Origin of the sequence: Amycolatopsis orientalis, assembly GCF_000943515.2 — a bacterium.
In the GTDB taxonomy this organism is placed as follows: Bacteria; Actinomycetota; Actinomycetes; order Mycobacteriales; family Pseudonocardiaceae; genus Amycolatopsis; species Amycolatopsis orientalis.
This window is the reverse complement of the sequence record NZ_CP016174.1, coordinates 7,505,666-7,529,073: the sequence shown is the minus strand read 5'-3', so window position 1 is coordinate 7,529,073 and position 23,408 is coordinate 7,505,666. Positions and strand designations below refer to the sequence as shown.

The 23,408-nt window shown below is 70.3% G+C and carries 20 protein-coding genes and 1 pseudogene; 10 read left to right on the top strand and 11 right to left on the bottom strand.

All coding sequences use genetic code 11. The features are described from left to right. The first annotated feature begins 43 nt into the window (after nt 1-43). From SD37_RS32760 to SD37_RS32740, 5 genes are all read left to right on the top strand, one after another. Nucleotides 44-2,008 carry a putative cobaltochelatase gene (locus tag SD37_RS32760; protein WP_044856158.1) on the top strand — a complete coding sequence of 655 codons (1,965 nt, stop codon included), beginning with the start codon at nt 44-46 and terminating at the stop codon, nt 2,006-2,008. After that, on the top strand, nt 2,008-2,622 hold the full coding sequence (gene cobO / locus SD37_RS32755) for a cob(I)yrinic acid a,c-diamide adenosyltransferase (protein ID WP_037303363.1): 615 nt from the start codon (nt 2,008-2,010) through the stop codon (nt 2,620-2,622). The genes SD37_RS32760 and cobO overlap by 1 nt, the downstream gene beginning before the upstream one ends. Then, entirely contained in the window at nt 2,616-3,950 is a 1,335-nt protein-coding gene (locus SD37_RS32750; RefSeq protein WP_044856157.1) for a cobyrinate a,c-diamide synthase, read from the top strand. The genes cobO and SD37_RS32750 overlap by 7 nt, the downstream gene beginning before the upstream one ends. After that, nucleotides 3,943-4,950 (top strand): Rv2231c family pyridoxal phosphate-dependent protein CobC, encoded by a 1,008-nt coding sequence (cobC, locus tag SD37_RS32745; protein ID WP_044856156.1) that lies wholly within the window; start codon nt 3,943-3,945, stop codon nt 4,948-4,950. The genes SD37_RS32750 and cobC overlap by 8 nt, the downstream gene beginning before the upstream one ends. Before the next feature lie 62 nt (nt 4,951-5,012). After that, the gene (locus SD37_RS32740; protein ID WP_044856155.1) at nt 5,013-5,651 is read left to right on the top strand and encodes a hypothetical protein; all 639 of its coding nucleotides are present in this window, start codon (nt 5,013-5,015) and stop codon (nt 5,649-5,651) included. 91 nt (nt 5,652-5,742) lie between these two features. Here SD37_RS32740 and SD37_RS32735 read toward each other — a convergent pair whose 3' ends face one another. From SD37_RS32735 to SD37_RS32725, 3 genes are read right to left on the bottom strand one after another with little or no spacing between them, the layout of a single operon-like run. Further along, nucleotides 5,743-6,504 (bottom strand): adenosylcobinamide-GDP ribazoletransferase, encoded by a 762-nt coding sequence (locus SD37_RS32735; RefSeq protein ID WP_145926783.1) that lies wholly within the window; start codon nt 6,502-6,504, stop codon nt 5,743-5,745. Then, nucleotides 6,501-7,520, bottom strand: a complete 1,020-nt coding sequence (gene cobT, locus SD37_RS32730; protein ID WP_044856154.1) for a nicotinate-nucleotide--dimethylbenzimidazole phosphoribosyltransferase — start codon at nt 7,518-7,520, stop codon at nt 6,501-6,503. Before cobT ends, SD37_RS32735 begins: the two co-directional genes overlap by 4 nt. A gap of 12 nt (nt 7,521-7,532) precedes the next feature. After that, a complete protein-coding gene (locus SD37_RS32725; RefSeq protein WP_037303371.1) occupies nt 7,533-8,138 on the bottom strand; it encodes a bifunctional adenosylcobinamide kinase/adenosylcobinamide-phosphate guanylyltransferase in 606 nt (201 codons plus the stop codon). A gap of 36 nt (nt 8,139-8,174) precedes the next feature. On the opposite strand from SD37_RS32725, the gene SD37_RS32720 reads away from it, so the two are divergent. Further along, nucleotides 8,175-9,107 carry a cobalamin biosynthesis protein gene (locus SD37_RS32720; protein ID WP_044856153.1) on the top strand — a complete coding sequence of 311 codons (933 nt, stop codon included), beginning with the start codon at nt 8,175-8,177 and terminating at the stop codon, nt 9,105-9,107. Continuing rightward, nucleotides 9,104-10,561 (top strand): cobyric acid synthase, encoded by a 1,458-nt coding sequence (locus SD37_RS32715; RefSeq protein ID WP_044856152.1) that lies wholly within the window; start codon nt 9,104-9,106, stop codon nt 10,559-10,561. The genes SD37_RS32720 and SD37_RS32715 overlap by 4 nt, the downstream gene beginning before the upstream one ends. 33 nt (nt 10,562-10,594) lie before the next feature. On the opposite strand, the pseudogene SD37_RS42250 reads toward SD37_RS32715, so the two are convergent. After that, nucleotides 10,595-11,155 (bottom strand): annotated as a pseudogene (locus tag SD37_RS42250) (TetR/AcrR family transcriptional regulator); the annotation flags it as partial. Nucleotides 11,156-11,215: 60 nt separating this feature from the next. Here SD37_RS42250 and SD37_RS32710 point away from each other — a divergent pair. Further along, a complete protein-coding gene (locus SD37_RS32710) occupies nt 11,216-12,025 on the top strand; it encodes an SDR family NAD(P)-dependent oxidoreductase (protein ID WP_044856151.1) in 810 nt (269 codons plus the stop codon). Here the strand turns inward: SD37_RS32710 and SD37_RS32705 are convergent. Continuing rightward, a complete protein-coding gene (locus tag SD37_RS32705) occupies nt 12,006-12,788 on the bottom strand; it encodes a CbtA family protein (RefSeq protein ID WP_044856150.1) in 783 nt (260 codons plus the stop codon). The two genes, SD37_RS32710 and SD37_RS32705, sit on opposite strands and share 20 nt — an antisense overlap. A gap of 14 nt (nt 12,789-12,802) precedes the next feature. After that, the gene (locus SD37_RS32700) at nt 12,803-13,012 is read right to left on the bottom strand and encodes a CbtB domain-containing protein (RefSeq protein ID WP_037303377.1); all 210 of its coding nucleotides are present in this window, start codon (nt 13,010-13,012) and stop codon (nt 12,803-12,805) included. Between the two features lie 208 nt (nt 13,013-13,220). Between SD37_RS32700 and SD37_RS32695 the strand changes: the two genes are divergently transcribed. Next, nucleotides 13,221-14,114 (top strand): ROK family protein, encoded by an 894-nt coding sequence (locus tag SD37_RS32695; RefSeq protein ID WP_083255150.1) that lies wholly within the window; start codon nt 13,221-13,223, stop codon nt 14,112-14,114. Between the two features lie 4 nt (nt 14,115-14,118). On the opposite strand, the gene SD37_RS32690 is transcribed toward SD37_RS32695, so the two are convergent. The 3 genes from SD37_RS32690 to gltB all read right to left on the bottom strand — a co-directional run bounded on the left by SD37_RS32690 (nt 14,119) and on the right by gltB (nt 21,239). Then, nucleotides 14,119-14,904: a DeoR/GlpR family DNA-binding transcription regulator gene (locus SD37_RS32690; protein WP_044856148.1), complete on the bottom strand. Its 786-nt coding sequence runs from the start codon at nt 14,902-14,904 to the stop codon at nt 14,119-14,121. A gap of 349 nt (nt 14,905-15,253) precedes the next feature. Next, nucleotides 15,254-16,705 (bottom strand): glutamate synthase subunit beta, encoded by a 1,452-nt coding sequence (locus tag SD37_RS32685; RefSeq protein WP_044856147.1) that lies wholly within the window; start codon nt 16,703-16,705, stop codon nt 15,254-15,256. After that, nucleotides 16,698-21,239: a glutamate synthase large subunit gene (gene gltB, locus SD37_RS32680; RefSeq protein WP_044856146.1), complete on the bottom strand. Its 4,542-nt coding sequence runs from the start codon at nt 21,237-21,239 to the stop codon at nt 16,698-16,700. The genes SD37_RS32685 and gltB overlap by 8 nt, the downstream gene beginning before the upstream one ends. A gap of 551 nt (nt 21,240-21,790) precedes the next feature. Between gltB and SD37_RS32675 the strand changes: the two genes are divergently transcribed. Then, nucleotides 21,791-22,420, top strand: a complete 630-nt coding sequence (locus tag SD37_RS32675; protein WP_037303383.1) for a YigZ family protein — start codon at nt 21,791-21,793, stop codon at nt 22,418-22,420. 17 nt (nt 22,421-22,437) lie between these two features. On the opposite strand, the gene SD37_RS32670 is transcribed toward SD37_RS32675, so the two are convergent. Both SD37_RS32670 and SD37_RS32665 read right to left on the bottom strand, forming a co-directional pair. Further along, nucleotides 22,438-23,022 (bottom strand): GNAT family N-acetyltransferase, encoded by a 585-nt coding sequence (locus SD37_RS32670; RefSeq protein ID WP_044856145.1) that lies wholly within the window; start codon nt 23,020-23,022, stop codon nt 22,438-22,440. 41 nt (nt 23,023-23,063) lie between these two features. Then, on the bottom strand, nt 23,064-23,330 hold the full coding sequence (locus tag SD37_RS32665) for a hypothetical protein (protein ID WP_037303385.1): 267 nt from the start codon (nt 23,328-23,330) through the stop codon (nt 23,064-23,066). Between the last annotated feature and the right edge of the window lie 78 nt (nt 23,331-23,408).

Below are 23,408 nucleotides of genomic sequence, written 5' to 3'. Positions count from 1 at the left end.
CCTATGCGATGATCGGCCAGAGGTCGTCGACGACAGGAGTGCTGTGAAGCCCTACCCGTTCACCGCCGTTGTGGGGATGCCGGATCTGCGCCTGGCGCTGGTGCTTTCCTCCATCTCACCCGCCGTCGGCGGGGTGCTGGTGCGCGGGGAGAAGGGCACGGCGAAGTCGACGATGGTGCGTGCGCTGGCCGGTCTGCTGCCCGGGGTCGACGTCGTGGACGCGTGCCGCTTCTCCTGCGATCCCGTCGAACCCGACCCGGCCTGCCCGGACGGCCCGCACGCCGAGGGCTCGCCCGCGCACCGCCGTCCCGCCCGGCTGGTCGAGCTGCCGGTCGGCGCGGCCGAAGACCGCGTGATCGGCTCGCTGAACCTGGAACGCGCCCTGGCCGACGGCGTCACCGACTTCCAGCCCGGTCTGCTCGCCGCCGCGCATCGCGGGCTGCTGTACGTCGACGAGGTCAACCTCCTGCACGATCACCTGGTCGACACGCTGCTCGACGCCGCCGCCATGGGGCGCGCGACCGTCGAGCGCGAAGGCGTCTCGGTGTCGCACGCCGCCCGGTTCGTCCTCATCGGCACGATGAACCCCGAGGAAGGCGAACTACGGCCGCAGCTGCTGGACCGCTTCGGCCTCACCGTCGAGGTGGCGTCCAGCCGGGATCCCGAACTGCGGGTCGAGGTCGTCCGGCGGCGGCTCGCCTACGAGGCGGATCCTGACGGTTTCGCCGGTCAGTACGCCGCGGCCGACGCCGAACTGGCCGCGGACATCGAGGCGGCGCAACGGCTTCTGCCGTCGGTCAAGCTGCCCGACGACGCGCTGCGGCAGATCGCCGAGGTCTGCGCGTCGTTCGAGGTCGACGGGATGCGCGCGGACATCGTGACCGCCCGCACCGCCGTCGCGCACGCCGCCTGGGCCGGGCGCACCGAGGTGACCACCGACGACGTCCGGGTCGCGGCCCGGCTCGCGCTGCCGCACCGCCGTCGCCGCAATCCCTTCGACGCGCCCGGAATCTCCGAAGAGCAGCTGGAACAGGCGTTGCAGGACGCCGAACCCGAAGGTCCCGGCCCCGACGATGACGGTCCCGGTTCCGGTACCCCACCGGAGGGCGGCGAGGCTTCGGGTCCGCCGCCGTCGGAGGGCGGCCAGGAACCGTCGGGCGGCGGCCAGAGCGGCGGGGACCAGAAGCCGGTCGGAGCCGGGGAAGCGTTCCGTGCCAGGCGTTTCGAGGTGAAGGGCACCGGCGAGGGGGCCGCCGGACGGCGGTCCAGGGCGATCACCGACAACGGCCGGACCATCGGCGTCCAGCCCGCCGGGGTGAAGGACGGGCATCCGCATCTGCTCGCGACCGTGCGCGCGGCGGCGCCACATCAGCGCTCCCGCGGCCGGAGCGGCGCCGGACTCGTGGTGCGGCCCCAGGATCTGCGGTTCGCGCGGCGGGAAGGGCGCGAGGGCAACCTGGTGCTGTTCTGCGTCGACGCGTCCGGTTCGATGGGCGCGCGGCAGCGGATGCGCGAGGTCAAGACCGCCGTGCTGTCGCTGCTGCTCGACGCCTATCAGCGCCGGGACAAGGTAGGCCTGGTGACCTTCCGCGCCTCGGGGGCCGAACTCGCGCTCCCGCCGACGATCAGCGTCGACGCCGCGGCGTCCCGTTTGGACGGTCTCGCGACCGGCGGCCGGACCCCGCTGGCGGAAGGACTCCTCGAAGCGGCGAGGGTGCTGCGGATCGAAGCGGTCCGCGATCCGCTGCGGCGCCCGCTGCTCGTCGTCGTCACCGACGGCCGTGCGACCAGTGGCGCCGACGCCGTCAAGCGGGCACAGCAGGCGGCCGGGCTGCTGGCCGGCAACGTGACTTCGATCGTGATGGACTGCGAGAGCGGCAAGATGCGCCTCGGGCTCGCCGCGGAACTGGCGGACCACCTTGGGGCGGAACATGTTCCGGTCGCCGAGGTCGCCGCCGACACGCTCGCGGGCGCCGTCCGCAGCCGTATCTCCGGAAAGGCGGCGTAATGCCACAGGGCAAACCGGAAACCGTGCCGGCCGACGGGCTCACCACCCGTCAGCGCCGCAACCGCCCGCTGCTCGCCGTGCACACCGGCGAGATGAAGGGGAAGTCCACGGCCGCGTTCGGGATGGCGCTGCGCGCGTGGAACCAGGGCTGGTCGATCGGCGTGTTCCAGTTCGTCAAATCGGCGAAATGGCGCGTCGGTGAGGAAGCAGCGTTCCGTGCGCTCGGCAAGCTGCACGACGACACCGGCCAAGGCGGGCCGGTGGAATGGCACAAGATGGGCGAAGGCTGGAGCTGGGCGCGCAAGTCCGGGTCCGAGGAGGACCACGCCGCCAACGCCCGCGAGGGCTGGGCCGAGATCAAACGTCGTCTCGCCGCCGAAACCCACGACTTCTACGTCCTCGACGAGTTCAGCTACCTGCTCAAATGGGGCTGGCTCGAAGTGGACGACGTCGTCTCGGCGCTGACGGAACGCCCGGGTCATCAGCATGTGGTGATCACCGGCCGGTACGCGCCGCCCGAGCTGATCGAGGCGGCGGATCTGGTCGCCGAGATGACCAAGGTCAAGCATCCGATGGACGCCGGGCAAAAGGGCCAGCGAGGCATCGAATGGTGAATCGCGTGGTCATCGCCGCGCCCGGATCCGGACACGGCAAGACCACGATCGCCGCGGGGCTGATGGCGGCGTTGCGCGCGCGGGGACTGAAGGTGTCCGGGCACAAGGTCGGTCCCGACTTCATCGACCCGAGCTACCACGCCCTCGCGACCGGGCGGCCCGCGCGGAACCTCGACCCGTTCCTGCAGGGCGAGGAACAGCTGATCCCGTTGCTGCTGCACGGTTCCACCGGGGCGGACATCGCGGTCATCGAAGGCGTGATGGGCCTGTTCGACGGGGCGCTCGGCACCGAGGGCTACGCCTCGACGGCGCATGTCGCCCGGTTGCTGGACGCGCCGGTCGTGCTCGTCGTGGACGCCTCGGCCGCGTCGCGCAGTGTCGCGGCCACCGTGCTCGGGTTCGCGCAGTACGACACCCGCGTCCGGCTCGCCGGGGTGATCCTCAACAAGCTGGGCTCGCAGCGGCACGCGGACGAGATCGTCACCGCGCTGGAGGCGACCGGGGTTCCGCTGCTGGGCACCTTGTACCGCAACGAAGAGATCCACGCGCCCAGCCGTCACCTCGGTCTCGTGCCCGCGGCGGAGCGGGCTGGTGAATCGGAGCGGCTGCTGCCGGAACTGGCCGGGTGGATCAGCGAAGGCGTCGACCTCGGCGCCGTCGTGCAGGTCGCGCGCTCGGCTTCCCGGCTTTCGGGGGAGCCTTGGCGGCCGCCGCTTTCCCATGACGGCCCGCGCACGGTGGTCGCCGCCGCGGCCGGTCCGGCGTTCACCTTCCGCTACACCGAGGCGGTGGAACTGCTCGCCGCCGCCGGCGTCGACGTCGTCGATGTGGATCCGTTGCAGGACAAGGAACTTCCCGAAGGCTGCGCCGGACTGTACTTCGGCGGTGGCTTTCCGGAGGTGCACGCCGAAGAGCTGTCGGCGAACGTCGGCCTGCGGACGGCGGTGGCGCGCGCCATCGGCGACGGGATGCCCGTCGTGGCGGAATGCGCGGGGCTGCTGTATCTGTGCCAGGACATCGACGGGCTGCCGATGACCGGCGTCCTCGACGCTTCGGCCACCATGACCAAACGCGGGAAACTCGGCTACCGCAAGGCGTTCTCACCCGCGGACAGCGTGCTGGCCGTCGCGGGCCAGCGCGTCACCGGGCACGAATTCCACCGCACGATCGTCGAACCCGGCAGCGGGCCGACGCCCGCCTGGGGCTGGGACCGCACGCCCGACGGGTTCGCGTCGGCGTCGCTGCACGCGTCGTACCTGCATGTGCACTGGGCAGGCTATCCCGAACTCGCCGAACGGTTCGCCGCCGCGGTGCACGCCCATGGCTGAGTACGACCTCTGGCACCACGGCGACCGCGAGGTCGGCGACGGCCTGGTCGACCTCGCCGTCAACGTCCGGCTCCCCGCACCGCCCGCCTGGCTGCGGGCCGAACTGGCGGCGGCACTGGACGATCTGGCCGCGTATCCGGACGTCACCGCGGCGACCGAGGCCGTGGCTTCCCGCCATTCCCTGCCGCAGTCGCGGGTGCTGGTGACTTCCGGCGCGGCCGAGGCGTTCACGTTGCTGGCGACGGCATTGCGGCCGTCGTGTGCGGTGGTGGTGCATCCGCAGTTCACCGAGCCCGAAGCCGCTTTGCGGGCGGCGGGCCATACCGTGCACCGGGTCCTGCTGTCGCCGGACGACGGTTTCCGGTTGCGGCCGGTTCCCGAAGAGGCGGATCTGGTGTTCGTCGGGAACCCCACGAATCCGACTTCGGTCCTGCATCCGGCGGCGGATCTGCTCGCCTTGGGGCGCCCTGGCCGCTTGGTCGTCGTCGACGAGGCCTTCCTCGACGCCGTCCCCGGCGAGACGGAAAGCGTTGCGGGACAACCGGGTTTCGCCGTCCTCCGCAGCCTGACCAAGACGTGGGGGATCGCCGGGCTCCGCGCCGGTTACGCACTGGCCGAGGAGTCCGTTGTGGACAGTCTGCGCGCGGTACAGCCGCCGTGGTCGGTGTCGTCGCTCGCCGCCGTCGCCGTGGTGGCCTGCTGTCGCCCGTCGGCGCTGGAAGAGGCGGAAAAGCTGGCGGTGGCGGCCGAGTCCGACCGCGAGTACCTCGTTTCCGGCCTGACCGCACTGGGCGTCGAGGTGCTGGGGGAGCCGCGGGGGCCGTTCGTACTCGTGCGGCTGCCCGGCGCGGACGGCGTCCGGGACCGGTTGCGGCAGGCCGGGTTCGCCGTCCGGCGCGGGGACACCTTCCCGGGCCTGGACGCGCGGTACCTGCGGATCGCGGTGCGGGACCGCCCCACCGTGGACCGCTTCCTGACGGCGTGGCGAGCGGTGTCGTGAGTGGTAATGACGGTTAGAACCGTCATTACCACTCACGAGCCGTCAAGTGCTTGGATGAGCCGGTGAACTTCGTGATCGGCGTCTTCGATCTCTTCGCCTACACCATCCCCGGCGCGCTGTACGTCGCGTTCTTCGGCTACCTCGGTACGAAGCTGCACATCCTGACGGCGGCGAGTATCGGCGGCGTGCCCACGGTGGTGCTGGTCGTCGTGATCGTGGTGCTGAGCTTCCTGCTGGGCTATCTGGCCTATCCGCTCGGCGACGCGATGGAGCGGATCGTGCCGCGCCGGCGGCAGCGGAACCCCGCCGAGGAGTTCCTCCGCCGCATGCCCTCGGCCGGAGATCGCGCCTTCGTCCGGGAGAACCCGCATCTCCTGCTGGGCGCGCTGCAACTGCACGACAAGGAGGTCGCGGGCGACGTCACGCGGCTGCGCGCCTCCGGCCTCATGGTGCGCAACTGCGCGCCCCCGCTGCTGTTCGGGGCGATCGCGGCGATTGTCGAGATCTTCGCGGGCAAGCATCCGTTCCTCGCCGCCGGGATCGCGGTCCTGCTCATGTTCGCGTCGATCACCCTGATCGCGCAGGGCCGCAAACTCGGGCTCTGGGCCGGGATGAAAACCCTCGAACTGTGCTTCTGGCTCCCGGAAATCGACGAGAAACTGGCTGCGGTCCGGGAACCCGCGGCCCCCACCGGCACCTGACCCCGCGTAGTTGGTCGTGAGTGGTAAGTGTCGTTAGAACGACACTTACCACTCACGACCCACGCAACCGACGACCACCGCCACCGGCTCTTCAGAACGACAGAGCCAGCAAAACCCCCGCGACAGAGACCTCCACGCAGCCCCCGAGCACGTCCCCGGTGACCCCACCCAGCCGCCGAACACAGCGTGCCAGCAACACCGACGCGGCCAGATACCCGATCCCCACCGCGATCAGGCCTCGCCACCACGAAATCGGCCACCACGGAAGCACCAGCGCCGCCGAACCCGCGAGCACGGCGAACACCACCGCGGCCACCCACACCGGCACTGAACCGGCCACGGTCGCGCCCAAGCCTTCGGGCCGCGCGGAGGGGACACCCCGCGCGCAGCACAGGGAAAGCACGCCGCGTCCGGTGACGACCGCGAGCGCGGCCGCCGCGATCCCGTGCCCGGCCGCGATCGCCCCGGACAGCGCGCCGGTCTGCACGAGCAGGACCAGCACCAGCGTCGCGATCCCGGTCGGCCCGGAATCCCCGCGCCGCATGACCTCCAGTGCCCGCGCGCGGTCGTACGACGCGCCGAGCCCGTCGGCCGTGTCGGCGAGTCCGTCCAAATGCAGCCCGCGGCTCCCGAGCGCCACCGCGCCCAAGGCCAGCGCCGCCGACGCGAAAGAGGGCAGGCCGATCAGCTCACCCGAGTAGACGATCACCGCGGCGACGGCCGCGAGCGGCACCGCGGCCACGGGGGCGAGCACCATCGCGCCTCCGGCCACCCGCCGGTCGATCACCCCCGGCGCGGGCACCCGGACCGTGGTCAAGGTGCCGAAAGCCATCTTCAGCGCATCGACGATCAAGCGAGATCCGCCAGCAGGCCCATGTCCGCGAGGATCGCCCGCGCCGCCCTCAGCGTCGGCACCGCCTGCACCGCGCCACTGCCCTCACCGAGGCGCAGCCCGAGGTCGAGGATCGGCTCCAGGCCCAAGGCCTTCAACGCATACGCCTGCGAAGGCTCTGTCGAACGGTGCCCGGCCAGCCACCACTGCTCCGCACCCGGCGCGATCTCGCGCGCCACGAGCGCGGCGGCACCGGAGAAGACGCCGTCGAGCAGGACCGGCACGCCGCGGACCGCCGCCTGCACGAGAAACCCCGCCGTCGCGGCGAGACAAGCGCTGCCGAGCGCGGTCAGCAACGCGAAGGGGTCCTTCACCCCGCCTGCCCGCTGAAGCGCCGCCTCGACGACGGCGACCTTCCTCGCCCGCCCGTCCTCGTCGATGCCGGTTCCCGTACCGACGACGTCGTCCGCCGCCAGGCCGAGCACCGAAGCGACCACGGCCGCGCAGATCGTCGTGTTGCCGATCCCCATGTCGCCAGGGATGAGCAGATCCGCGCCGCCGTCGATCTCCTCGTCTGCGATCGCGAGACCGTGGTCGAACGCCGTCCGCGCCTCGCCCTCGGCGAGCGCGTCCTCGACGTCGATCGAACCCGAACCTCGTCGCACCTTGTGCGCGGTGACCTCGGCGGGCACGTCCGCGCCGTCCCAGTCCACCGCGATGTCCAGCGCCCGCACCTTCGCCCCGGCCAGTTCGGCCAGCACGCCGACGCCGCTCTTCCCGGCCAGGAAGACCCGGACCATCGCCGCGGTGACCTCGCGCGGATAGGCCGACATCCCGGACACCCCGTGGTCACCGGCGAACACGACCACCCGGACGTCGTCCAGCGGCCGCGGTGGGACGGTGCCGTGCGCGGCGCTGAGCCACGCGGCCAGGTCCTCGAGCCGTCCGAGCGAACCCAGCGGCTTGACCAGGCCGTCCAGCCTGGCGCGGGCGGCGGCTTCGGCGACGGCGTCCGGGGTGGCGATGGCGAAACGCATGGCGACGGCTCCCTAAGGCAGATCGAGCATCCGCCCGGCCACGACCAGCACGGTCCGGTCGGAGACGGCGGACACCCGGTTGTTCAACGCGCCCAGCACATCACGGAACACGCGTCCGGACACCGTCGCGGGCACCACACCGCTGCCGACCTCGTTGCTGACCGCGATCACCGGCACGTCGGCCTGCGCCCACGCCGCCAGGAAGTCCTCCAGTCGTTCGTCGAGCCGCCGTTCCCAGCCTTTCCGCTGCTCCCACGCGCCGACCTCGTCGAGCACCCGGCTGATCCAGGTGCCGAGACAGTCGATGAGCAGCGGATGCGTCGCCGTGCGCAGCACCGTGGCCAGGTCGGTGGTCTCGATCGTCTTCCACGTGCTCGGCCGCCGCGCGCGGTGGGCGGCCACGCGGGCGGCCCATTCGGGGTCCTCGGCGCTCGGCGGCAGTCCGGGCGCGATGTAGGTCAGGTGCGGGTGGCGGGACGCGAGCCGCTCGGCGTGGTGCGATTTCCCGGAGCGGACGCCGCCCAGTATCAGCACCTTGCCGTCGTCGCGCGAGTAGCGGCGAAGTGCCCGCGCGAGAGTCTCCAGAACCCTCGCGAGGCGATGCGTCAGCTTGGTCATACCCCGCATTCTCGTGCACGCGCTACCGTTCGCCACGTGCCACTCCGACAAGCCGCCACCGCAGCCGGACTCGTTACCGGTTACGTCGCCGACGCCGTCTTCGGAGATCCACGACGAGGGCATCCGGTCGCCGGCTTCGGCCGCGCCGCGCAAGCCCTCGAACAGCGGGTTTGGGCCGATTCGAAGGTGCGGGGCGCGGCGTACACCGCCGTCTGCGCGGGAACGGTCACCGGATTGGGGGTCGCGGCCCAGCTGCTGACCCGGAAGCGCCCGTTCGCGCGGTTCGCGCTGACGGCGGCGTCCACCTGGGTGGTCCTGGGCGGACGGGGGCTCGCGGCCGAGGGCACCCGCATGGCCAGGCTGCTCGACGACGGCGATCTGCCCGGCGCGAGGCAGCGGCTTTCGCATCTCTGCGCCCGGGACGCCACCGGGCTCGATACCGAGCAACTGGCGCGCGCGACCACCGAGTCCATCGCCGAGAACACCTCGGACGCCGTCGTCGCGCCGTTGCTGTGGGGAGCCGTCGCCGGTATCCCCGGTCTGCTGGGTTACCGGGCGCTCAACACCCTGGACGCGATGGTCGGCTACCGCTCGCCGAAGTACGCGAACTTCGGCTGGGCCTCGGCACGGGCCGACGATCTGGCCAACCTGGTCCCGTCGCGCGTCGGCGCGGCGCTCACCGTGGCGTCCGCGCCACTGGCGGGCGGATTCGCCGGACCCGCGTTCCGGACCTGGCGCCGCGACGGGAAACACCATCCGAGCCCCAACGCGGGCCAGGTCGAGGCCGCCTTCGCCGGCGCGCTCGGGGTCCGGCTCGGCGGGACGAACAGCTACGGTGGCCGCACCGAACGCCGCGGTGTCCTCGGTGACGGCCGTGAGCCGGAACCGGTGGACGTGCGCCGCGCGGTCCGGCTTTCGAGGGCCGTCGGTCTCGCCGCGCTGGCCGTCGCGGTGGCGGTCACGCGGTGAGCGGCCTGCTCGTCGCGGGGACGACGTCGGACGCGGGCAAGAGCCTGGTCACCGCCGCGCTCTGCCGCTGGCTTGCCCGCCAGGGGGTGCGGGTCGCTCCGTTCAAGTCGCAGAACATGTCGAACAACTCGATGGTGTGCGCGGACGGCGCCGAGATCGGTCGCGCGCAGTGGCTGCAGGCGCGGGCGGCCCGCGTCGAACCCGAGGCCGCGATGAACCCGGTCCTGCTGAAACCCGGGAGCGACCGCCGCAGCCATGTCATCGCGCTCGGGAAGCCCTTCGGCACGCTGGAAGCCGGGGAGTACGCGACAGGCCGGGCGGGGCTCGCCGAGATCGCCTTCGACACCTTCGCCTCCCTGAGACGGCGCTTCGACGTCGTGCTGTGCGAAGGGGCGGGCAGCCCGGCCGAGATCAACCTGCGCGAGGGCGACTACGTCAACATGGGACTGGCACGCCGGTTCGGCCTGCCGGTGGTGGTCGTCGGCGACATCGACCGCGGCGGCGTCATGGCCGCGATGTTCGGGACCCTCGCCCTCCTCTCGGCCGAAGACCAGGCGCTGGTCGCGGGCTGGCTGGTCAACAAGTTCCGCGGCGACGTCGGCCTGCTCCGGCCGGGGCTGGAGACGCTGGAGAAGCTCACCGGCCGCGAGGTCTTCGGTGTGCTGCCCTGGCTCGACCAGGTGTGGATCGACTCCGAGGACGCCCTGGCCGCCGCGGGATGGGGCGCCACCGGCGGCTCCCTGCGCGTCGCGGTCGTGCGGTTTCCGCGTGCCTCCAACGCGACCGACGTGGACGCCCTGGCCGCGGAGCCGGGGGTCTCGGTCACGCTGACGGCCGATCCGGACACGGTCCTGTCCGCCGACGTGGTGATCCTGCCGGGTTCCCGCGCCACCGTGGACGATTTGGCGTGGCTGCGTGCCCGCGGCCTCGCCGACGCGGTCCGGAAACGGGCCGAGACGGACCGCCCGGTACTCGGGATCTGCGGCGGCTACCAGATGCTGGCCACCGAGATCGAGGATGACGTCGAGTCCGGCGCGGGCACGGTTCCCGGCCTCGGGCTCCTGCCGACCCGGGTCTCGTTCGGCACCGGCAAGGTGCTGGCCCGCCCGACAGGTGAATGGCGCGGCCAGCCGGTGGAGGCGTACGAAATCCACCATGGCGTGGTGTCGGCGACCGGCCCCGCCGAGTCCTTTTTGGACGGCTACCGGAGCGGGCCGGTCTGGGGCACGATGTGGCACGGCGCCTTCGAGAACGACGGTTTCCGTCGCGCCTGGCTGGGCGAGGTGGCGGATTGGTCACCCACCCCCGGAGCGCAGGGATTCGGGGTGCTGCGGGAGAGCATGCTGGACCGGCTCGCCGACGCCGTCGAGGAACACGTCGGCACCGCGCGGCTCCTGCGTCTGATCGAAACGGGCATCGACGTCGACCTGCCCTTCGTCCCGCCCGGCGCCTGAGCGGAACCGCAGCGCGCGCAGCACCAGCCGGACCACCGACTCGACGAACCCCTCGGTGAGCGGTCCGGTCCGCAGCAGCCACCGGTAGTAGACCGCTCCGTAGTACAGGTCCACCGCGTCGTCGATGTCGGCGCCGTCGATCTGTCCCGCCTCGGCGCCTGCCCGGAATCGTGCCCTGGTCGCCTCCAGCCACGGCCGCATCAGCCGCTCGTCGAGTTCCGCGGACAGTTTCGCGTCGCCCTGGATCGCGGTCAGCAACGCGCGGTAGAAGGCCTCGAAGCCGCTGTCCGCCAAGGGGTCCACAGTGGACCGGAGCGCCGTGCGCAGATCCGCTTCCAGATCGCCGGTGTCCGGGAAGTCCAGCTCACCCTCCCCTTGGACCAGCGTCAAGTACGCGTCCAGCACCAGCGCGCCCTTGTCCGGCCACCACCGGTAGATCGTCTGCTTCCCGACCCCCGCCCGCGACGCGATCGCCTCCACCGCCAGCTTCGGATAGCCGACCTCGCCGAGCAGTTCGGTGGTCGCGGTCAGGATCGCCTGCCGCGAGCGTTCGTTGCGCCGGGTCGGGTCCGGGGACTTGACGTTTCCAGCCATGCCGGTATCGTAGCACCACGAGACGAGACGGACCGTCTCGCGGAATCAGAAGGAGTGGACATGCGCACTTGGTTCATCACCGGAGCGGGTCGCGGACTCGGCCGGCTCGTCGCCGAGCACGCCCTGAAGGCGGGGGACAACATCGTCGCCACCGCCCGTCGCCCCGAGGTCCTCGACGATCTCGGGGAAGCGAGCGACGGCAGACTGGTCGTCCTGCCCCTCGACGTCACGGACAGAGCCGCGGTCTTCACCACCGTCGAGAAGGCGGCCGAAGTGTTCGGAAGGCTCGATGTCGTCGTCAACAACGCGGGCTACGGCCTGATGGGCGCGGTCGAAGAGGTCGGCGAGGACGACGCGCGGGCCATCATGGAGACGAACTTCTTCGGTGCGCTGTGGGTCAGTCAGGCCGTGCTCCCCGTGCTGCGGAAACAGGGTGCTGGCCGGATCGTGCAGATGTCGAGCGTGAGCGGCCTGATGGGCGTGCCGACCATGGGCCTCTACAACGCGAGCAAATTCGCCCTCGAAGGCCTCAGTGACGCGCTCGCGCAGGAGGCCGAAGGCTTCGGCGTCCACGTCACACTGGTCGAGCCGCGGATCTACGCGACCGATTTCCTGGGCGCCAGCCTGAAGATGTCCCCGATGAACCCGGCCTACGACCCGGTACGCGCGGCGCTGATGGCGAAGTACGCCGACGGTGTCCCCGGCGACCCGGTGAAGGTCGCCGAGGCCGTCCTCGAACTGGTGGCCAGTGACGCGCCGCCCCGCCGCCTGCTGCTCGGCGACGGGGACTTCGACGTCATCGTGGACCTGCACCAGGACCGCGTCGCAGAATGGCGCTCGTGGGAATCGGTCAGCCGGGCTGCGGGCTAGACACTTCCTTGCGCGCCAACGCCTTCTCGACCAGCGCGCCGAAGGTCAGGCCGAGCGCGGCCCACAGCACCACCTGCGTGCCGACAGAGGCGATCCGGAAGGACCACAGGGTGGAACCGGGGAATCCGGTGGGGACTTCGTCGATCGACGGCAACAGCGCCGCCGCCACCGAAATCAGCACGAGGTACCCGCCCGCGGCGATCAGACCGCCACGCCAGGCGCCGAGCTTGTCGGCCAGCTTCCGGCCGAACGCCGCGGCGAGGATGCCGATCAGCAGGGAAAGCGCGACGAAACCGAAATACAGGGAAGTCCGGCTCCCGATCGTGCCCGCCTGCCCGACCGCAGGTGGATTCCCGGGGTATTTCAGGAACGGCACCAGGAACACGACCACGAAGGCGCCGCCGGTGAGCAGGGCGGCGGTCACCCGCGGACGCAGCGTGCCGAGCCGTCCGTAGACGAAGGCGAACGCCAGCGAGAACAGCCCGCCGACGGCGACGCCATAGAGCCCGACGCCGGTCAGCAGACCCACCGTGCTCTGCACCCCACGGGTGACGAGTTCTTCCTCAGCGGCCTCCGGCGCGGCGTGCTCGTGAGCACCGGGTTCGCTGTGTGCGTCGGGGGCGCTGTGTGAATGCGCGGCGGTGCCTTCGAGACCGATGGCGGTCTCGACCGAAGGCTCACCGAAGAAATAGGCGAAAAGGGTCGCCAGGACGCCAGCGACCAGGCCCGCGAGCATGCCGCGGACCAGCAAGGTCCTCATCATGGGGCGCTTGCCGCCTAGTGGCAGGGGAAGGCCAGCAGGTGCCGGCCGTCGTGGACGAACTCGTGGACGTACGAGTTCGCGAACACCGACACCGCACCCTGCTCGGCGCTGATGAAGTACAGCGTGATCAGCGAAAGGAGGATGACGAGCACCGCCCAGGGCAGGATCTCGCGGACGGGGATCCGGATGGGGGCGGGAACTGCGGATACCGCTGGGTACGACATGGCGGTGGGACCTCCTCGGGCTAGCGCGGCCTCTTCAGGGGTGACACGACGGCACCGGGTCTGGCTTCCCCTGACCCTGAGGTCCGAGGTCACAGTGGCGCGACCGCGCGGAATCTCACCGCGTTCCGGTTGCCGACGTCTGGCCGGTCGAGCGTAGGTCTCCGCAAAGCGTCCGGTCAATGTGACAATCGCGGGTATGACACCTGCGGTGGCGGCACTCGATGTCGGCGGCACGTCCATCAAGGCGGCCTTGTACGACGCGGACCTGAAGGATCTGGCCAGTTTGCGCGAGCCGACGGCGCGGGGGGCGGACGGCGAGGCGCTCGCCGACCAGGTCGCGAGGATCGTGGAAACGCTGGGGAAGAAGGCGGGCACCGGCACGCCGGACGCGGTCGGCGTGGTCATCCCGGGCATCGTCGACGAGGTCGGGCGGGTGGCGCGCTTCTCGGCGAACCTCGACTTCCGGAACGTCCCGTTCGGCGAGATGCTCGACAGCAGGCTGGGACTGCCGTTCGCGTTCGGGCACGACGTCCGCGCGGGCGGGCTCGCCGAGTTCCGCGTCGGCGCGGGCAAGGGCTGTGCCGACGCCGCCTTCATCCCGGTCGGCACCGGTATCGCGGCCGCGCTCCAGCTCGACGGGAAGCTGTACGCCGCGGGCGGCCTCGGCGGCGAGGTCGGGCATATCGACGTCGGCCACCGGCTGCCGTGCGGCTGCGGCGCGACGGGATGTCTGGAGGCCATCTCGTCGGCGTCGGCCATCGCCCGGCGCTACAGCGAGCACACCGGGCGACCGGCCGACGGCGCCGAGCAGGTCGTCGACGCCGCCCGGCACGGTGACGAGGCCGCGATCTCGGTGGTCAACGACGCCCTCGAAGGCCTCGGCCACGGCATCAAGACCCTGGTCACGTTGCTCGCGCCCGAGGTCGTCGTACTCGGCGGTGGCCTGTTCACCGCGGGCGACTACGTCCTCGAACCGGTCCGCGCCTGGCTGACCGCGAACCTGCAGTTCCAGCGGATGCCGGAACTGCGGATCGCGCAACTCGGCGACGAGGCCGGCAGGCTCGGCGCCGCCCTGCTGGCGCTCGACCGGCTCAGTGCCTGACCGGTCAAGCCTTGACCACCCGCACGCCTTCCTCCTCGAAGGCGTGCACCCGTTCGGGATCCGCGCGGCCGTCGGTGACGAGGACGTCGACCTCGGCGGTCGCGCAGATCTTCGCGAACGCGTGACCGCCGAGTTTCGCGGCGTCGGCGAGTACGACGACCTGCCGCGCGCGGGCCGCCATCAGCCGGTTCGTGCTCGCGTCGCCCTCGTGGTGCGCCTGCGCGCCATGCACCGGGTCGAAGGCGTCCACGCCGAGGAACACGAGATCCAGTGAGATCTGGTCGAGGAACAGCTGGGACAGCGGCCCGGACAGATCGAACGACTGCTGCCGGGCGACCCCGCCGGTCACCACGATCTTGATATTCGGCCGCACGGCGAGTTCGTGGGCGATGTTGAGCGCGTTCGTCACCACGGTGAGCAGCGGGCCACCGCTCGGCTCGCCCATATCCGGCCGCGTGGCGAGCGCGCGGCCCACCTCGGTGCTCGTGGTGCCGCCGTTGAGGCCCACCACCATGCCGGGGTCGACCATTCTCGCCGCGGCGGCCGAGATCCGTTGCTGCTCGGGCGCGTTGCGCGCGGCCTTGTGCCGCAACGGAAGGTCGTAGGCGACGTTGCTCGCGACGGCGCCGCCGCGGGTGCGGACCACGAGATTGCGGCCCGCCAGGTGATCCAGATCCCGGCGGATCGTCGCGGGGGATACCCCCAGTTCGTCCGCCGAGACTTCGACGTCGACCTTTTCCCGCTCTCCCACCATGTCCAGTAAGGCCGTCAGCCGTTCATGCCGATTCATCCGAGCTCCCTCCCCGAAGCTTGATGTCGCTTACCGCACCGGACAAAGTACTACGCGTCGCGATACGAGCGGGGAGAAGCGGCGGATTCGGGAAGCCGGGGGAGGAATGGGACGAGCGGGCGCCGGCCACCCCCAGTGTGACCGGCGCCCGTCCGGTGGCCGGTACGCCCAGAACCGGCCCGCCTCGGAGGCTAGCGGCGCCGGCTCCGCACTGATATCCGCTTTGCGTCCATTCCGGTGACGTTTACCGGATATCCGCCTGCCCCAGCACAGCATTCAGTCCTCTGGTCGCGGTAGTTCGCCGTTGAACTACCGCGACCAGAGGACTGGATGCGGGGGAGATGGGGCTCTAGGAGATGGGGCGGTCGGTGGGGGCGATCGGGGCGGGCAGGACGTCACGTCCGGTGAGGAACGCGTCGACGCCGGCCGCCGCGGAGCGGCCTTCGGCGATCGCCCACACGATGAGTGACTGGCCGCGGCCCATGTCGCCGGCCACGAAGACGTTGTCGACGCTGGTCTTGAACGCCTTGTCGCGGGCGACGTTGCCGCGCTGGTCCAGTTCGACGTCGAGCGCCTCCAGCAGGCCTTCCCGCTCCGGGCCGACGAAGCCCATCGCGAGCAGCACCAGCTGCGCCGGGAGTTCCTTCTCGGTACCCGGGACGGGGACGAACTTGCCGCCCTCGTTGCGCACCTCGACCAGCTTCAGCGCGCGGACGCGCCCGTCGGCGTCGGCCAGGAACTCCTGGGTGTTGACCGAGTACAGCCGCTCGCCGCCCTCTTCGTGCGCGGACGAGACGCGGTAGATCATCGGGTACGTCGGCCAGGGATGCGCGTCCGACCGCGAAAGCGGCGGCTTCGGCATGATCTCCAGCTGCGTCACCGATTTGGCGCCCTGCCGGTGCGAGGTCCCGACACAGTCCGCGCCGGTGTCGCCGCCGCCGATGACGACGACGTCGAGCCCTTCGGCGCTGATCGGCGAGACGTCCAGTTCACCGGCCGCGACGCGGTTGGCCGGCGGCAGGAACTCCATCGCCTGGTGGATGCCCTGGTGCTCGCGGCCAGGGATCGGCAGGTCGCGCCACGCCGTCGCGCCACCGGCGAGGACCACTGCGTCGTACGACGACTTGAGTTCCTCGACGGTGAGATCGACGCCGACGTTCACCGACGTCCGGAACTCCGTGCCCTCGGCCCGCATCTGGTCGAGGCGGCGGTCGAGGCGGCGCTTCTCCATCTTGAATTCGGGGATGCCGTAGCGCAGCAGCCCGCCGATCTTGTCGGCCCGCTCGAAGACCACGACACTGTGGCCCGCGCGCGTGAGCTGCTGCGCCGCGGCGAGTCCCGACGGGCCGGATCCGACCACCGCGACCTTCTTGCCGGTGAGCGCCACCGGCGGTTGCGGCGTGACCCAGCCTTCTTCGAAGGCCCGGTCGATGATCGAGATCTCGACCCGCTTGATGGTGACGGGATCGTCGTTGATCCCGAGCACACACGCCGTCTCGCACGGCGCCGGGCAGAGGGTCCCGGTGAACTCCGGGAAATTGTTGGTCGCGTGCAGCCGCTCGGCCGCGTCACGCCAATCGTCGCGCCAGGTCAGCGTGTTCCACTCGGGGATGAGGTTCCCGAGCGGGCAGCCCTGGTGGCAGAACGGGATACCGCAGTCCATGCAGCGCCCGGCCTGCTTCTGCAGTTTCGACGTCGCGAAGTCCTCGTACACCTCGCGCCAGTCCATCAGGCGCAGGTCGACGGGACGGCTCTTCGGCGTCTCGCGAGTGGTGGTCAGAAAGCCCTTGGGGTCAGCCATGTGCGGCCTCCATGATCGCCTCGTTCACGTCACGCCCGTCCCGCTCGGCCTTCGCCTGCGCCGCGAGCACCCGCTTGTAGTCCTTCGGCATGACCTTGCCGAACCGTTCGACGGCGGCCTCCCAGTCGGCGAGCAGCGTGCGCGCGACCGCGGACTCCGTTTCGTCGTAATGCTTTTCGAGCGCCTCGCGCAGGAAGTCCACATCGGACGAATCCAGCGGGTCGACGTCGACCATCTCCGGGTTGACCCGGTGCACCGGCAGGTCCAGCACGTAGGCGACACCGCCCGACATACCGGCCGCGAAGTTGCGGCCCACCGCGCCGAGGACGACCACCCGCCCACCGGTCATGTACTCGCACCCGTGGTCACCGACACCTTCGACGACGGCCAGCGCGCCCGAGTTGCGCACGCAGAACCGCTCGCCGACCTTGCCGCGGATGAAGATCTCGCCGCTGGTCGCGCCGTAGCCGATCACGTTGCCGGCGATGATGTGCTCTTCGGCGTGGTAACGCGCCACCTTCGGCGGCCGCACGATGAGCCGTCCGCCGGACAGGCCCTTGCCGACGTAGTCGTTGCCGTCGCCGTAGAGCCGCAGGGTGATGCCCTTCGGCACGAACGCGCCGAACGACTGACCCGCGGTCCCGGTGAAGGTGACGTCGATCGTGTTGTCCGGCAGGCCTTCGCCGCCCCACCGCTTGGTGAGCTCGTGGCCCAGCATGGTGCCGACGGTCCGGTTCACGTTGCGGACCGGCAGTTCCAGCCGGACCTTGTCGCCGGAGGACAGCGCGCCCTCGGCGAGCTGGATCAGCGTGTTGTCGAGCGCCTTCTCCAGTCCGTGGTCCTGCACCGTCTGCTGGTGACGCCGTCCGGCGGGAGCCATCTCGGGCACGTGGAAGATCGGCGACAGGTCGAGCCCGGCGGCCTTCCAGTGGTCGATCGCCTTGCGCTTGTCGAGCATCTCCGCGTGCCCGACGGCCTCGCCGATGGACCGGAAGCCCAGCTCCGCCAGGTACTCCCGGACCTCCTGGGCGATGAACTCGAAGAAGTTCACCACGTACTCGGCCTTGCCGCTGAACTTCTCGCGCAGCTTGGGGTTCTGCGTCGCGACGCCGACCGGGCAGGTGTCGAGGTGACACACGCGCATCATGATGCAGCCGGACACGACCAGCGGCGCGGTCGCGAAACCGAACTCCTCCGCGCCGAGCAGCGCGGCGATGACGACGTCGCGGCCGGTCTTGAGCTGGCCGTCGGTCTGCACCACGATCCGGTCGCGCAACCGGTTGGCAAGCAGCGTCTGCTGGGTCTCGGCGAGGCCGAGTTCCCACGGCCCGCCCGCGTGCTTGATCGACGACAGCGGGGAAGCGCCGGTGCCACCATCGTGCCCGGAGATGAGTACGACGTCCGCGTGCGCCTTGGACACGCCCGCCGCGACCGTGCCGACGCCGACCTCGGACACGAGCTTCACGTGGATCCGCGCGGCCGGGTTGGCGTTCTTGAGGTCGTGGATCAGCTGCGCGAGATCCTCGATCGAGTAGATGTCGTGGTGCGGCGGCGGGGAGATCAGCCCGACGCCCGCCGTGGAGTGCCGCGTCTTCGCGATCCACGGGTACACCTTCGCGCCGGGCAGCTGGCCGCCCTCGCCGGGCTTCGCGCCCTGCGCCATCTTGATCTGGATGTCGTCGGCGTTCACCAGGTACTCACTCGTGACGCCGAACCGTCCACTCGCGACCTGTTTGACCGCGCTGCGACGCTCCGGGTCGTAGAGCCGGTCCGGATCCTCGCCGCCCTCACCGGTGTTCGACTTTCCGCCGAGCCGGTTCATCGCGATGGCCAGGGTCTCGTGCATCTCCGCCGAAATGGAGCCGTAGGAGATCGCGCCGGTGGCGAACCGCTTGACGATCTCGGAGACCGGCTCGACCTCCTCGATCGGCACCGCGGGACGCTGGCCGATCTTGAAGTCGAACAGGCCGCGCAGCGTGTACAGCTTCTGCGCCTGGTCGTCGACGGCCTTCGTGTACTCCTTGAAGACCTCGTACTTCCCGGCACGCGTGGAGTGCTGGAGTTTGAACACCGTCTGCGGGTTGAACAGATGCGGCTCGCCCTCGCGGCGCCACTGGTAGTCCGAACCGGTCTCCAGCTCGCGGTGGTTCGCGCGGAACCCGTCGCGCGGGAACGCCCGCCGGTGCCGTTCGGCGACTTCCAGCGCGAGCGTGTCGAAGCCGACGCCACCGAGGCGGGAAGTGGTGCCGGTGAAGCAGTTCTGGATGACCTCGTCGCCGAGCCCGACCGCTTCGAAGATCTGCGCGCCGGTGTAGGAGGCCACTGTGGACACTCCCATTTTCGACATCGTCTTGCGGACGCCCTTGCCCAGCGCCTTGATGAGGTTCGCGGTCGCCTGCTTGGCGGTGACCCCGGGGATCAGGCCCTGATCGGCCATCTCCTCGACGGTCGCCATCGCCAGGTACGGGTTCACCGCGGCGACGCCGTAGCCGATCAGCAGCGCGATGTGGTGGACCTCGCGCGCGTCGCCCGCCTCGACGATGAGGCCGACCTGCGTGCGGGTCTTCTCGCGCACCAGGTGATGGTGCACCGCGCCGGTGAGCAGCAGGGACGGGATGCCCGCGTGGTCTTCGTCGATCCCGCGGTCGGACAGCACGATCAGCCGCGCGCCCTCGGCGATGGCCGCGGACACCTCGGCGCGGATCTCGTCGAGCCGTCGCACGAGTGCCTCGCCGCCACCGTGGACGTCGTAGGTGCCGTGGACGGTGACCGACTGGAACTCCGGCAGGTCACCGTCGTCGTTGACGTGCACCAGCTTCGCGAACTCGTCGTTGTCCAGCACAGGGAACGGCAGCACGATCCGGCGGCACGACGACGCGTCGCCGCTCAGCAGGTTCGGCTGCGCGCCCAGCTGGGTGCCCAGCGCGGTGACCAGTTCCTCGCGGATCGCGTCCAGCGGCGGGTTGGTGACCTGGGCGAAAAGCTGGATGAAGTAGTCGAAGATCAGCCGCGGTCGGCTCGACAGCGACGCGATGGGGGAGTCGTTGCCCATCGACCCGATCGGCTCCGCGCCGGTGCGGGCCATCGGTTCGAGCAGGACGTCGAGTTCCTCTTCGGTGTAGCCGAAAGCCTGCTGACGGCGCACGAGCGCGGCGTGCGGCGGGATCTCCCGGTCACGTTCGGGGAGCCCGTCGAGCGGCAGCAACCCGTCCTCGACCCATTCGTCGTACGGATGCGCGGTCGCCAGCTGGTCCTTGATCTCCTCGTCCTCGATGATCCGGCCGGCCTCGGTGTCCACGAGGAACATGCGGCCCGGCTCCAACCGTCCTTTCCGGACGATCGTGGACTGCTCCAGCTCCAGCACGCCGACCTCGCTGGCGAGGACGACGAGGCCGTCTTCGGTGACCCAGTACCGCGCCGGGCGCAGGCCGTTGCGGTCGAGCACGGCGCCGATCTGGGTGCCGTCGGTGAAGGACACCAGCGCGGGGCCGTCCCACGGCTCCATCAGCGTCGAGTGGAACTCGTAGAACGCGCGGCGCGCGGGGTCCATCTCCTGATGGTTCTCCCAGGCCTCCGGGATCATCATCAGCACCGCGTGCGGCAGCGACCGGCCGCCGAGGTGCAGCAGCTCCAGCACCTCGTCGAAGGACGCCGAGTCGCTCGCGCCCCGCGTGATGACCGGGTAGATCCGCTTGAGGTCCCCGGGGATCAGGTCGGATTCGAGCAGCGCCTCACGCGCGTCCATCCAGTTCCGGTTGCCGCGCAGGGTGTTGATCTCACCGTTGTGGGCGACGTACCGGTACGGGTGCGCCAGCGGCCACGACGGGAAGGTGTTGGTGGAGAAACGGGAGTGCACCAGGCCGATGGCGCTGGTGACGCGCTCGTCGGTGAGGTCGGCGAAGAACTTCTCCACCTGCGGCTCGGTGAGCATTCCTTTGTAGACGATCGTGCGCGAGGACAGGCTCGGGAAGTAGACGTCGTCCTCGGTCAGGGCGTGTTCGGCGCGTTTGCGCACCACGAACGCGGCGCGTTCCAGCGCCAGACCGGACAACGAGTCCTGCCGGCCGGCCAGGAACAACTGGCTGAAATACGGCATCGTCTCGGCCGCGCCCGTCCCGACGTGTTCGGTGTGGACGGGAAGGTCGCGCCAGCCGAGGACACGCATGCCCTCTTCGGCGGCGACGCGCTCGATGGTCGTCATCGCCCGGCCGCGGACGATTTCGTCCTGCGGAAGGAAAGCCGTGCCGACGGCGTACGCGCCGGGCTCGGGCAGGTCGAAGCCGACGACCTCACGATAGAACTCGTCGGGGACCTGGATGAGGATCCCGGCGCCGTCGCCGGTCTCCGGGTCGGCGCCGCGGGCCCCGCGATGTTCCAGGTTCCGCAGCGCGATCAGCGCTTTGGCGACGATGCCGTGATCGCGTTTACCGGAGAGGTCCGCGACGAACGCGACACCGCAGGCGTCGTGTTCGAACTCCGGGTCGTACAGGCCTTCGGGGGCCTTGCTGCCCTTGTAGCTGGCATGGTGGGTCACGGCTGGCCGCCTCCCAAGGCGTCGGCGCGACCGGTACCACTCCGTTCGGGTGGTTCGTGCGTGAACCAGTTAACAGAGTGGTCCGGGACCGCGATGGTCAGTCGAGAGGGAACGATCCCGCCCGCGAATACGGGGGCAGGCCTCGTGGAGCCGCACTGCATTGGGCGGCCGATGCGCATATCGGTGCTGCTGTGCACGTGGGCGCCGCCCGGCCGCTGTGGTGGGTGGCTGGCGGGTACACGTGTTACTCCCGGGTTCGCCGGTCTTATGACGATAGTGTGAATTCGCTGTTATCGACATACGTCGCTTGGTCGGGGTGGGAAATGCCACGCGGGCGTTGACTTCAAACATCATCTGCCCACGGGCTGGAACGACATGTCCACTGAGTGGGGCACTGGCGCCCTGACCTGCGTGAACGAACGCTCACGTCACTCGGGAGTGTGACCTGGATCGCGCATTCGAGTGCGTATCGTGGGTGTTGTGATCACCTGAAGTGACCGGCGGATCGCCCGAACGGCAGAGCGTCCTGACTGGTTTGAGAGGCTTGGCCGATGGCGGATCGTTATCTCACCGTGGCGGGCACCGGGGTCCACGAGATCGAAATCCGGCGGTCACGCTTCCTCTGCGCCCTCGCCCCGGTCACCTCGGAAGACGCCGCCCGGGCGGTGATCGCCGCCCGGAAGAAGGCCGATCCGGCGGCCCGCCACCACTGCCACGCGTTCGTCCTGGGCGCGGACGGCCGGACCCAGCGCTCCAGTGACGACGGCGAGCCCGCGGGTACGGCGGGCACCCCGATGCTCGAGGTGCTCCGCCGCCGGGAGCTGACCGACACGGTCGCCGTGGTGACCCGCTACTTCGGCGGGGTGCTGCTCGGGGCGGGCGGGCTGATCCGCGCGTACGGCCAGGCCGTCTCCGAGGCCGTCGACGCCGTCGGGGTCCGGGAGTACCGGCGGCTGCGGCTGGTGGAGGTCATCGTCGACTACGACCGGGCCGGACGGCTGGAGAACGACCTCCGTTCGTCGCCGTACCTGCTGCACGCGACCCGCTTCGAGGACGTCGCGCACTTCGACGTCGGGCTCGCGCCGGACCAGGGTGACGCGTTCCATGCCTGGCTGGCCGATCTGACCGGCGGCGAGGCCCTCGCGGAGGAGATCGGCGAAACCTGGCTGCCCACCCCCTGAGCCCCCATTGCCCGCGTTTAGTCCTCTGGATGCGGAGCGCTTCGGGTCAGGGCGCGCCATTCCTCCAGCGTGATGGCGTACTCGACCTCGCCCTCTTCCGTGCCGGGGATCGGGTCGTCGAAGTCCTCGTGATAGGTCCGGACGTGCCGCATCCCGATCTTCTCCATCACCCGCCGCGACCCCAGGTTCACCGCCATGGTCGCCGCCCAGATCCGCCGGGCCCCGAATTCGGTGAAGCCCTTTTCCAAGATCGCGAGCGAGCCTTCGGTCGCATACCCCTTGCCCCAGGAAGACCGGTTCAGCCGGTAACCCAGTTCCGGATCGTCGGTGTGATGACCGCGCAGCGGGCGGAAATGGAACCACCCCAGGAAAGTCCCGCTGGATTTCTCGATCGCCGCCCAGAACCCGTAACCGGGGAAACGCTCGTAGTAAGCGAGAAAGGCGGGAAGGTCGTGGTTTTCGATCTCCGCCCTGTCGGCGGGTTCGCCCCCATTGAGGTACCGCATCACTTCGGGATCGTCGTAGAGCGCGAACAGGTCGTCGACGTCGCCGCCGGTGAACTGCCGCAGCAGGAGCCGCTCGGTCTCCAGGAAGACACGCATCGGCAAAGCGTGGCGCCGGGGAAACGCTTCGGCAACCCGTTTTACGCGGCGAACTCCGGTGCGGCGACCCCTAGTGCCCTCGCCCCCGCCTGGGTGAGCAGGGCGGGCACGCGTTCGCCCCAGCGCCCGACCCTGGCGGCCACCACCAGGCCGAGATGGGCGAGGCGGTGCGCGGTGTGCTGGTCGCAGCAGGCGAGGCCGTCGACGAACAGGTCCGGCTCGCAGCTGCAGCTGATCTCGGCGTGGCCCTCGGCCACGGCTCTCAGGGTGGCCCGCTCACGATGGTTCAGCTCTGTCCGAACGTCCATGGCGTGCCTCCTTTCTGGTCCGCTGAAGAACAGTCAAACCCATACCCCCGACAGTTTCCGTCTTCTCCGATGCGAAGT